We start from the raw sequence: 12,969 nt of genomic DNA on the forward strand, positions 1-12,969 counted from the left end.
TCAACAAAAATATGATTATGAAAAATAAAATATATTTTCTTATAGTGTGCATCGGGATAATTACCTCTTGCACCAAAATGGATAATACCTACAAACCATACCTGGCAGAGGGAGAAAAATATTACCCCGGAAAGCCGAGTGGGATAGAACTCCATTCCGGAAGAAACAGAATTGAAGTACAATTTCAACAAAGCCTGGATCCAAATATTGCTAAGTATGTAATTTACTGGAACGATAGAGCTGATTCTGTAATTACATTGCCTACAGCTGAATTGGGTATTCTTAAAACCATTATCCCCGGATTAAAAGAGCAGTCATATAATTTCGAAATTGTTTCCTTCGATAAATTAGGGAATTCCTCTTTAGAGGTGATAAAGAGTGGTAAGGTTTATGGTACTACCTACGAATCTGAGCTTTTGAATAGGGGAGTGATTATTGGGAATACCCTGGCAGGATTAGAATTGAGTTTTTCCGGTGCTGAAACTTTTAATGTGTCAACTGAAGTAACCTATACCAATGCCTTAGGGAAAACTGCAACTGTTCGTGTACCATCAACGGTTGATACTTATACTATTGCTGACAATAAAGGAAAGCAAATAGAATTGAAATCTGCATTCGTACCTGATAAAGGCATTGATACATTTTACAGTCCTTCGGTTATTCAAACATTTAATGCATACGCAGGGAATTACCAGGCCACAGGTGTGTTTCATCATCCGGACAATGGAGATCGCAATATTGACGAAGCGAAAGTCCTTGCCCGGATAACGGATGAAATTGTTCAATGTAATTTAGGTGACCTGGGCTCCTCAGGTTATCTCATGCAGTTGAAAGTTAATGGAGATTTATCAGTGACCATTACTCCTGCTGGAGCTACACCTAATATTGACCAGCATTGGGGGCCAAGTTATTACGATCCTGCAACTAAATCTTTTCATTTATTCTACTCTTATAATACTGCTGCTCCACGTAAAGTAGAGGAAACAATCACATTAAAATAGTGGATTTATAAACAATAATAATGAAGCGCAGCAATCCGGTTGGGGATGCCCCAGCCGGATTTTTCTACCTAATAGCTTGAATCGTCATGTAAGTACATTGAGTTGATGAGCAAAAAAAGCATCGATATTGATCAATATAAGACCATTTTTATAGCTCTTAAAATATTTAATTTTAGCATTGAACAGACTGATCGGCAGTATTGTCATAAATTTTTTTTGAGAATAAACAAGCGAACAGTTTGTACATACAAACAAATGAAACAAAGCGAAAATTCGCACAAGACAACACACAAACACTATGAATAATTTTAACATTGTCATGTTCAGGGTAATTATTGCCTGGATAATGGTGTTCAGCTACAGTAACCTATCACATGCGCAGACCATCAATTTAAAAACCCGATATTCATCTATCAGTATAGATGGTAAAGGTTTTATTACATCCATTAAAGACGTCAATACGAAAAAAGAATATAATCCAAAGGGGTTTTCTTCAGCATTGATGAGCCTTTCTAATCACAAGGGTTATATTCATCCGATAAAATCCTTTTATAGCCCGAAGCGCAATCAAATCTTGCTTAGCTTTAGCAATGGTGCAGTGGCAACAATAAAAGCAGAACAGAAAAATGAATATTTTAGGTTTCAACTACTTTCGCTAACCAAGAAAGAACAGGTTGATAATATCATATGGGGCCCTTATAAAACGAATATTTCAAAAACCATTGGAGATGTGCTTGGAGTGGTGCGGGATGATGATTTCGCGATAGGTATGCTGGGACTGAATGACAATACTACAGGAGGCCCACCAACGGACGGTGATATGTCTTTCATGTATTATTTTATACACTCTCCTGACCCTGTAAAATTCCCACTTCCTCCTAACCTAAAAGAAGGGCAAACTTTTACAATTGGTGGCGATGGTATTAGTGATGTGGCCTTTTACTCGCATCCGGAAGAATACTATAGGATGAACTATGGAAATGGTGCTGTTCTAGAACCAACATTTGGATCTTCGATTTCCATGCACTCTCGAGACAGGAAAAAAGAGCAAATGATACGTTTTCCTGTATTGCCCGACAACATGGATGGAAAAGCAAACTCTGCCCGTTACCAACTCGTATTGCCTACAGATGCCGGATTTATCGGTTCTGCAATGGCATTGTATGCTTGTCCGGATTCTCTTGGCCTTAAAACGATAGAGAAAATAGTTTTAGCCGAAGGGCTTCCTCACCCGGAAATAGATGGCAAATGGATTAAAGACCCCAAAGCTTATCGTCCTGATATTGCATGGAGTGGTGTTCATGACAGCCTTGTAAATTATGCTCAGCGTTTAGGACTTAAATCTGTTCAGGATGAAGGCATGGGCGAATATTATCCGAACAGGCAAAACAGATGGGGCGGAAAAAAAGTTAATTTTAAATCTGCTCCTGCAATGACCATACCTGAATATGGCGCATTAATGAAAGAAAAAGGTATACGCTGGGGTTTACATACCCTTTGTGAATTCTTACAACCGGATAATAACAGTGATGTTGCACCAGTTCCTAATGATAGCCTTTCCATCATGCAGCGCACGGTGATCACCAAACAGCTTTCTCCTCAGGATACAGTTATTACAGTAGCAGACCGGGCCTATTTCAATGAATTTGGAGGATGGGAAGGAAATCATACCAATGTACTTAAGATAGGTAAAGAGCTTATCGAGTATAACGGCATAACAGAAACCAAGCCCTATACCTTTTTAAATGTTAAAAGAGGATTTCATGGAACAACCAGAGGATCTTTTGGCCTTGGAACAACCATTGTTAAGCTGCAGCCTAATTGCTATCATGGTTTTGCACCAGACATGAATTTGCAGGAGGTTTATGCAGATTTTTATGGAAAATGGTTGGTTGATGGTGGTATGGATTATATTGATTTTGACGGGCTTGAAAGCTGTATTTATCAAGGGCATGGGCAGTATTCGTTTAAGCGTTTCTTTGGTAAGCTTTTCGAAAGTTACAAGAGGAACGGAGGTAAATATTTGCGTGTAATGGGTAGTGCTGTTGGCGAAGGGAGCTGGCATTATATGAGTGTATGCAACGTAGGGGGTGGCGATCATATGTTTAGTCCGGTAAACAATAAGTGGGGTATAGAAGGTAAAGACATGCGTTACGTTTTTGAGAGCAGTTACCTGCCGGCAACATTTGGTATTATTAACCTGGACAGTGAATGGACCATGTACGATGCTGAAAACCTACAGGCGAAATCAATTGGATGGGATGCTACCTATATGCTAGGTTTAAGTGAAAGGGCTGTAGAGAATTGTAGTGAAAAGAATGCGATTTTTAAAGCTTACCGCACCTGGGAAAATCTGAGAAGCGAAATAGATTTTTCAAAGACATTAAAGGAGAAATTGAAAGATCTTAATTACAAGTTTCATCTGGAACAGACCGGAAAAAAAGCATTTATCTTATACCCCGTACGTGAAAACCGTTTCAGAAATGAACCTTATACCTCAGAAGGAAAGTTGTACCAGTTAAAAAATGAATTTGAGAGCCAGCCACTTGAATTTGCAATTCGCATACATACACCAAAAGGCGAACAAGCAAATGGAGTCAAAATTACCTTGCAAAATGGAAAGCAATTTTTAATTGACAGGAAGTTCTCTGATGGGGAGTTCATCATATTTAAAGGAAATTCGTTATACGTTGCTGACCGGTTTAGAAAGAAACGTGAAGAAATATTGAATGAACGAAACCTGATGCTGCCAAATGGCCAATCCGATATTGCTGTTGCAGCATTGCATGAAGGAAGCGAGAAGATTAAGATTGATTTAGTAGTGAATAGTATTGGTAAAGGTGAAAAAATCTAATGTTGTAAAAATTTAGTAAGCATCATAACTAGATATGGAAAATGATATCCCAGTAAATTATTGGAAGGGTAAGGGAAGGAAGATCATTGCAATTCCCCAACAGATATTAGACAAGCAACGGCTAAATAATGCATTGCTGAATGGATTATTCATTAAGGATTTAGGATATTATCCCGTTGCGTCAAAACATTATACCCATCGAAAGAACGGAAATGCACACAATATTTTAATTTATTGTGTTGCAGGAACAGGTTGGATTAGAAATGCAAGTGGAATTCAAAAGGTAACTGGAAATAGTTTTTTTATTCTTCCTCAAAATATTGAGCATGAATATGGCGCATCTGACGATGATCCATGGACAATATACTGGATGGAATTTGGAGGTAACATGCTGGCTAGCATAAACGACATGTCTTTTACCAGGGATTGCTTTAACCCCAAGCACTTCCCTTATAAAAATGATGCGATACTGTTGTTCGAAGAGATATTTAGTGTGTTGGAACAAGGGTATAATAAAGAGTATCTTGCTTATGTAAATATGAAATTGATTAATTGTCTAACGCTGTTTCTTTTTCAAAGAGGTTCAATTATCAAAAAGAATATAGCAAATTCTCATGATGCTATTATTCAAAAGGCAATGGCGTATATGAAATCTAATCTTCATCGGGCAATTCTCCTTCCGGATGTATCAACTGCTGCGGGATGTTCAGACTCCCAACTTTCAACCATTTTTAAGAATATCACAGGTTATTCACCTATAAATTATTTTAATCAGTTAAAAATACAAAAGGCCTGTCAGTTGTTTTATCGAACCAATGGCTTGGTAAAGGAAGTTGCAGCCCAGCTTGGTTATAACGATCCCTATTATTTTTCAAGACTATTTACCCAATTAATGGGAACTTCTCCAAATGCCTATAGAAACAGGAATGCAAAATAATCCATCTTTTTTATGATAGCAAAAACGAAGACTTTATCGCTTATTATTTTGTTAACTGCTGCAGTGGCAGTTGCCCAAAAGCAAAAAACAAGTAATGCATTTACCCCAAAAGTGACTGATGTATGGGTAGTATTTAAGACTCACTTTGATCTTGGCTTTACTGATTTACCTGAAAATGTTTTTGCAAGGTATCGGGGAGAGATGATGGATAAGGCATTAAGTGTAATTGAGAAGAATGCAACCTTACCTAAGAATCAGCATTTCGCATGGACTGTACCAGGATGGCCTCTTTATGCACAAATATTGGGGCCTCAACAGGATTCGGAGCGTAAAAAAAGGATAGAAAAGGCCGTTAGAGAAGGGTCAATTGTGGCTCATGGTTTAGCATTTACTACCCATACTGAATCTCTTGATTACGAAGATTTGGTTCGTGGATTGGTTTATTCATCCAGGGTTGCCCGTAAGTACGGGCAACCCTTACCAATAAGCGCTAAAATGACTGATGTTCCCAGCCACTCCTGGGTGATGCCAACTTTATTGAATAACGCTGGCATCAAGTTTTTGCAACTGGGATGTAATCCGGCAAGCCAGAGTCCACGTTTCCCTCAAATTTTTTGGTGGGAGGGGGCGGATGGGTCTAAAATCCTATGCCAGTACACCGCTGATTATGGATCCGGAATAAAAGCACCATCAGACTGGCCATCCAGGAATTACCTCGCAATGATTATGACCGGCGACAACCATGGGCCACCAAATCAGAAAGAAGTTGAAGCTATCATTGCTCAGATTAATAAAGAAATGCCCGGCGCAAAAATACATCTTGGAACCCTTGATGATTTTGCAAAAGCAGTAATAGCAGAAAAACCAGATTTGCCAACTGTTAAAGGCGATACACCAGATTCCTGGATTCACGGATTGCTTTCAAACCCACGGGAAGCAAAGATCGGACGCAATATTCGTCCTCTGGAATCTGCTCTTGATGGATTAAATACCCAGATGGGAATCTGGGGAATACCTGTTAACAGTATTGCAGCCAAACTGGATAAAGCTTATGAACAAAGTCTTTTGTATGCCGAACATACCTGGGGCATGAATGCAGAGTATGGCCCGCGTTATAGTTATGGCGAAGATTGGAAGAAATGGCTAACTGAAGCAGCAGCAGAACCCGAGCCTGAAAATGGCGATTTTTCGAAACTGAAAAACAGCAATGCACATAATACAAACACAGGAAGTAAAAAGAAATGGTTGCATTCTTACGATGTAAAACGGCAATACATCCATAACACCAATGACATTATAAATGCTGAGTTAACTACTGATCTTGATTTACTGGCCAAGTCAGTAAATGTGGCAGGGAAACGTTTGGTAGTGTACAATCCTCTACCATGGAAGAGATCTGGAATTGTTGAAAATCCATGGAAAAAAGGAAGTTATTTTTATGTTAAAGAAATTGCGCCTTCTGGCTATGTTGCTTATAATCAAGATGATTTAAAGGAAGCAACTATTACGAATGATCAGAATGCTGAATTCAATACGCCCTATTTTAAAATTGTATTAGACTTAAAAAGAGGAGGAATATCCTCTTTGACAGAAAATACGACTGGTCGTGAATTAGTAGATCAATCCTCTAAATATGTTGTTGGTCAGTTTTTGCATGAACGATTCAGTACCACTGAGGTTGGCCTATGGTTTAATGTTTATAGCAGGATAAAAGAGGGATGGGGTTTAAATGATCTAGGGAAGCCGGGTATGCTTGGTGCCGATAAAGCTCCGTATATGGCGTTTACTCCTGATAATTGGGGAATTTCAGTTACTCATTCAGATATTGCCGATGTGGCTACCCTAACTGCAATGGATACTAAAGGGCTTGCAAAGAAGTACACTTTAGTGTTTTCATTTCCTAGAAATTCAGCTTATGTTGATATAGAGTGGTTTGTAGATGGTAAAGCCCCAGATAAACAACCTGAAGGTGGTTGGTTGTGTTTTCCTTTTGCTGCTAAGGACCCTAAATTTACAGTTGGTCGTTTGGGAGGCCCGATAAATCCCGCAACCGATCTTATTTCGGGTAGTAATAAATATTTGATGGCAGTAAATTCAGGTGTTTCAATTACCCAGAAAGATAGATCAGGAATCGGGCTAATGCCCCAGGATTCTCCTTTAATTTCTTTAGGTGAACCGGGATTGTGGAAGTTCTCTTTAGATTATGTTCCAAAAATACCTTCTGTGTTTGTAAATGTTTATAACAATATGTGGAATACGAATTTCCCATTATGGCAGGAAGGTTCATGGAGTGAAAGAGTGCGAATCTGGCCTATAGATAAAAATTCCGAAACAGTTGCAAACTTAACGGAAAAATCCTGGGAGGCCCGTTTGCCATTATTAACTGGGGTTTCAGATGAAGATGCCGGACAATTACCTTTAAAAAATGAAGGTATTTCTATATCGAGAAAAGGAGTGTTAATTACGGCCTTTGGAGAGAACCCTGATGGTAAAGAAATTGTTTTGCGCTTATGGGAGCAAAGTGGCATTTCGGATAATGTTAGTGTTAAACTGCCTAAAGGATCAGGTTATCGCAAAGCTACGCCTGTAAATCTTCGTGGGGAGGCAATTGGCAAGCCACTCAATATCATTGGAGGTAAATTGTCTTTCCTGCTTAAAGCCTATGCACCTGCCAGCTTTATTTTGAGTACCAATACTTTAACGAAAAAAGTGAAGGGTGTCTAAAATTCTTGCTGAATAATCTATTTTAGATTGTAGGATAATTGATTGAACAGTTGATTAAAATATTTATATTAGAGATGTTATATCTCTGGATAAACTTAGGGCTTTATGGTATATGTTACGATTGGATAAGCAAAATGCTGATGATGACAATTTACTGTTAAGACAGATTTTTGCCGGCGATGAACGGGCATTTAATCAAATGTACTACCAGACCAATAAGAACATTTATAATGCTATAATGGCTTATGTGAAAAATGAGCACATAGCCATTGAACTTGTACAACAAGTTTATGTCAAATTCTGGAACAATCGTCAGAAATTAAAAGGCGTACAGAATTTAAAGGATTATCTTTTTATCATCGCCAAAAATTTAACACTCGATCACTTTAAGAAAGTCACCAAAGAGACTAAATTTTTTGCTGAATTAACCTTAAGGGCGAGTGATGTTGTAAATACGACAGACGAAAAGATTGAGCAAATAGAATACGACAAATTATTGCAGAATGCGATAGGACAATTACCTCCTCAGCAAAAGGAAGCATGGCTTTTGGTTAATGAACAGGAGCTTAGTTATGCTGAAATTGCTGAAAAAATGAACGTTTCTAAATTAACAGTTAAACGGCATTTAGAGTTGAGTCGCAAAAGTGTACGCGATTATTTTAAATCTCATATTGATACCGCTATTAGTCTTTCCTTTCTTGCTGTTTTAATTATTTTTTTTTCCTGATTGGGCCATTTGCATTTTTGAATCGTCTTTAGTTAAAATTCAATTACAATAATGAAGAGCGCCCGTTTTCATATACTATTACAATACTTTAAAGAAGATATCATTTCTGAGGAAGAATGGCATGAATTGCTGGCAATGATAAAAACCGGTCGTTATAAAGACCAGTTGGAAGATGATATTTTAATTTCGCTGGATAGTGCAGGAAAGAGAAATAATTGGACAACAAATATTGAGCAAGAAATGTGGGCTGGTATTCAAGCCGAAATACAGGGGAACTCAAAAAAATCTAATTACAGATTATGGATAGCTGCGGCGGCTATTCTTCTGATGATGCTTGCCGCAGGATTAATTTTCTTTAAATCCGAACATTTATTGCCGATAAAAACAAATATAGCCTATAAGAAACAGGATATCCCGCCTGGAGAAAATAAGGCCACTCTTACGTTGCCAAATGGCGAACGTGTGGTGCTCACTGATTCAACTATCAATCAGCTCGCTAATCAAGCTGGTGGCTCAATTATTAAAGCCGCTAATGGTATCCTTGTTTACAAGGCAAATTCTATGACTGGAAATTCTGAAACAGGAGAAAAAGTATTTAATATCATTAGTACACCTCGCGGAGGACAGTATCAGGTAATATTACCTGATGGCACTCATGTGTGGTTAAATGCGGCATCATCACTTAAATTCCCGGCTGCTTTTAAAGGGAAAAAACGTTTGGTAGAACTTAGTGGAGAGGGATATTTTGAAGTAGCTAAAAACAAAGAGATGCCGTTTATAGTACATGCTGAAAATCAGGAAGTAGAAGTATTGGGTACTCATTTTAACATCAATAGCTACGCTGATGAAGCTTCAACAAAAACAACTTTATTAGAAGGGTCAGTTAAAGTAACAGCCCAGGGCAACCAAAAGGTGCTTACTCCTGGTGATCAGGCTCAGATTAATAAAAATGCTAAAGAGATTAAAGTTATGCAGGTCAGTCTGGAAGAAGCCGTTGCATGGAAAAATGGTTATTTCGTATTTAATGATGAAAAACTGGAAAGCATTATGCATCGCGTGTCCAGATGGTACGACGTTGATTATGAATTTGAAGGTAAGCAAGGAAATTTATCGTTTTTAGGTGTAATAGAACGAACAAAAAATATATCATCCTTATTAAAAGTGTTAGAATCAACAGGGAATGTTCACTTTAAAATAGAAGGGAGGAAAATTATCGTTATGCCATAATAAATACAGAACTAACGGTAGTTTAAACAAAGTCAGGGATGCGGGAACACCCCTGACCGATGTTTGGATTTGCCATGATAAAAAATTCAGCTAAACAACTAATCAATTTATCGACGTAGACTTTCTTCTTAAAAGAGTAAAGTGCTTCGTTGTACCACCAAAACAAACCAAATGTATGAAATTTTACGATCAATCCGGATTTAAGCTGCTTGCATTAAATTCTGGACAAATTATACGTATAATGAGGCTAACCATTCTCATATTAGTAACATGCTTACTCCAGGTAAGTGCTTCAACTAAGGCACAAAAGATATCCCTGAGCGAAAAAAACGCTTCACTGGAAACCATTATCCGGAAAATCAGAAGCCAAACCAGTTATTACTTTATTGGCAATACAGATCTAATCAGAAAGGCTAACCTTATAAATATTAACATTAAGAATGCATCTATTGAGGATGCACTTAACCAATGTTTTTTAAATCAACCGCTGGCTTATTCTATTGTTGATAAAACAGTTGTAATTAAAACAAGGACAATACTTTCCCTGTCGGAAATAATTGGACAGAAAATATTGATAAAAGGTAAAGTCACGGATGAAAACGGTACTTCACTTACAGGAGCGTCTGTAAAGATAGAAGGCACAGCGATAGCAGCGACCACCAACCAGAATGGAGAATTTCAACTAGATGTCCCTGATAACGGTGCCATCTTATTGGTTTCCTATGTGGGATATGAAGTAGCCAGAATAAAGGTCCAAGAAGGAGGAGTAATGAATATCCGCCTTAAACCTCAGTTGCGTGATTTAACTGAAGTAGTTGTAATTGGTTATGGAACCAAACGTAAAACCGAAATTACAAGTTCAATAGCATCTGTAAATGTAAACGAACTTAGCGCAAATGCTTCTAACAATGTAACTGATGCACTTCAGGGACGTGTGGCCGGCGTCTCAATTGAATCAAGTACAGGTGCACCTGGTTCAAAGTCCAACATCACAATTCGTGGTACTGGAACTCTTGGTGCCAACGGTCCATTAGTTGTTATTGATGGGATGCCTTTTGGTAGTTTGGATGGGTTGAATCCTTCTGATATACAGAATATTGAAGTGCTGAAAGATGCCGCGGCCGCCAGCATTTACGGATCAAGAGCCGCAGGTGGAGTTATCTTAGTTACTACAAAATTGGGTAGAAAGAATACGGAACCTAAAGTTCAGTTTAACGCAGTTTACAGTAGCCAATCTATTGCTAAGCGCATGGATGTGCTTGACGGTGAGCAATGGACTAAATTATTAAATTCTGTTGGAGGAAATTTTCCTGCTTACAATGGAACGAATACCAATTGGCAGAATGAAATTTTTAGGAACGCTCCAATTTACAAAGCTAATGCCGATGTTACTGGAGGATCAGAACATTTTCAATATAGCCTATCAGGAAGCTATCTGAACCAAAAGGGTACAATCGTAAAAACTGATTTCAATAGTGCTAATTTTAGAGCGAAATCGGTATACGAAAAAGGTAGGATAAGAATTGGCGAGACCTTTATTTACAATAAAACCGGCGGACGCACACTACCTCCGGGAGGAGATCAATCTCATAGTAACATATTGAGTGCATTGATTGTACCTCCAACTGTTCCGGTTTATAATCCTGCAAACCAGCCAGGCGGTTGGGGTGGAGTAAACTCTGGGATGAAAAACCTTTCAAATCCTGTAGCTATTTTAAATTCCAGTGATTATAGAAATAATAATAGCTCTGTAACTGCGGATGTATTTGCCGAAATTAGATTGATTGATCAATTGAAGTATAAAATCAATGGTGCAATATCAGAAAATAGAGGCTTTGGTAATAATTATGACTTTGCCTATAATGATGGTAATGTAATACTTGCCAAACCAAGACTAAGTCAAAGTAGCGGAGTTTCTAGTTCATGGTTATTAGAACATACCCTTAGCTACGATAAAAAGATTGGATTACATAATATCTCATTGCTTGCCGGTTTTACTGCCCAAAAGGATACAAGCAATAATTTTAATGCAAATGGAAATAACCTCCCAAATGGAGTTTATTCATTTGGATCTGAAAAGTCCAACCAATCAGTAGGAGGAGATTTAGCCGATGTCAGGAGGAAATCTCTTATCGGAAGGGTTTCTTATTCTTATGATTCCAGGTATATGATCAGTGGATCAATTCGCAGAGACGGATCTTCTAAGTTTGGTGAAGGTTATTATTACGGTGTGTTCCCGGCTTTATCCGCAGGTTGGAATATCAGTAATGAGAAGTTTTATGGTAACTCAGGAGTTTCAGCCTTTATGAATTCATTAAAAATTAGAGGTAGCATTGGTTTGCTAGGAAACGATCAGATACCAAACTATTCTACAATTAATGGGATTAGTAACAACTTAAGTTTTGCTACCAACGGTGGAGTGATCGTGGGATCTATTCCTAGTGGTAATGCTTCTCCTCAAAATTTAAGATGGGAAGAATCAAAATCGGTTGATGCAGGCCTTGATGCAACATTTCTTAACGGGAAAATGTCATTGGTGTTCGATTGGTTTAACAAAACAGCAAGTGGTGTATTGTTGGCGGTTCCAATACCGCTCAGTACAGGGATTAGTGGCACACCAACAGTTAACGCCGGTACAATTAATAACAAAGGGATCGAGTTAGCTTTGGATTACTCAGATGCAGCCGGTGATTTTTCTTATAAAATAGGTTGGAATATGACTACTATGCGCAATAGAATGACCGCCATTACTATAGGAAGTGGTAATCAGGAATTTGGTGATTTAGAACGTGCTAAAGTTGGCAATCCAATAGGAAGTTTCTTCTTAATAAAAACTGACGGCATATTCAAAACACAGGCAGAGATTGACGCTTATAAAGGATCAAGCGGTCAAAAAATACAGCCTAACGCTTCGCCTGGAGATATAAAATTTGTTGATTTCGATAATAATGGTAAAATTGATAACAACGATCAACAATATAGCGGAAGTCCTATTCCAACTCTGGAAACAGGAATAGCGGCGACACTGGGTTGGAGGAATTTCGATTTTAATTTATTGGTGCAAGGGGTTTTTGGGAATAAAATCTATAATGGAGGCAGGATCTGGACAGAGCAAATGACGGCTTATACCAATTTATCTACCTCAGTTTTAAATGCCTGGACGCCTGAAAACAGCAACTCAAATTTTCCAAGATTCACACTCGCAGATGTAAATTTAAACTCCCGTGGAAATAGTGATCGTTGGTTGGAAAACGGTGCTTACGTTAGAGTTAAGAGGCTCGAATTGGGTTATACAGTAGGAGAAGATATAGCAAAACAGTTAAATGTTGGGAAAATAAGGGCATATCTTTCAGGTCAAAATTTATTTACTTTTTCAAAGTATAAAGGGTATAATCCGGATTTAGGAAATGATGGTAATCCACTTAATAGAGGTTTCGACAGCGGTGGTTACCCGCTGCAGCGAATTGTTTCCGTAGGCTTAAACGTATCTTTTTAACTG

At 38.1% G+C, this 12,969-nt stretch carries 7 protein-coding genes; all 7 read left to right on the forward strand.

What is annotated here, in order from left to right; translation table 11 throughout:
• The first annotated feature begins 17 nt into the window (after positions 1-17).
• The 7 genes from AC1DDK_RS05510 to AC1DDK_RS05540 all read left to right on the forward strand — a co-directional run bounded on the left by AC1DDK_RS05510 (position 18) and on the right by AC1DDK_RS05540 (position 12,966).
• On the forward strand, positions 18-1,001 hold the full coding sequence (locus AC1DDK_RS05510; protein WP_161662237.1) for a DUF4998 domain-containing protein: 984 nt from the start codon (positions 18-20) through the stop codon (positions 999-1,001).
• A gap of 298 nt (positions 1,002-1,299) precedes the next feature.
• On the forward strand, positions 1,300-3,855 hold the full coding sequence (locus AC1DDK_RS05515; protein WP_448104406.1) for a ubiquitin family protein: 2,556 nt from the start codon (positions 1,300-1,302) through the stop codon (positions 3,853-3,855).
• A 34-nt stretch (positions 3,856-3,889) separates the two neighbouring features.
• Positions 3,890-4,792 (forward strand): AraC family transcriptional regulator, encoded by a 903-nt coding sequence (locus AC1DDK_RS05520; RefSeq protein ID WP_337716714.1) that lies wholly within the window; start codon positions 3,890-3,892, stop codon positions 4,790-4,792.
• Positions 4,793-4,804: 12 nt separating this feature from the next.
• Positions 4,805-7,516, forward strand: a complete 2,712-nt coding sequence (locus AC1DDK_RS05525; protein WP_337716716.1) for a glycoside hydrolase family 38 N-terminal domain-containing protein — start codon at positions 4,805-4,807, stop codon at positions 7,514-7,516.
• A gap of 121 nt (positions 7,517-7,637) precedes the next feature.
• Positions 7,638-8,243, forward strand: a complete 606-nt coding sequence (locus tag AC1DDK_RS05530; protein WP_477622938.1) for an RNA polymerase sigma factor — start codon at positions 7,638-7,640, stop codon at positions 8,241-8,243.
• A 51-nt stretch (positions 8,244-8,294) separates the two neighbouring features.
• Complete coding sequence (locus tag AC1DDK_RS05535; protein WP_052334031.1) at positions 8,295-9,470, forward strand: FecR family protein; 1,176 nt, start codon at positions 8,295-8,297, stop codon at positions 9,468-9,470.
• Between the two features lie 175 nt (positions 9,471-9,645).
• Entirely contained in the window at positions 9,646-12,966 is a 3,321-nt protein-coding gene (locus AC1DDK_RS05540; RefSeq protein ID WP_337716719.1) for a TonB-dependent receptor, read from the forward strand.
• Positions 12,967-12,969 lie beyond the last annotated feature (3 nt).

The sequence above is a fragment of the Pedobacter sp. 05T44 genome (assembly GCF_056395985.1).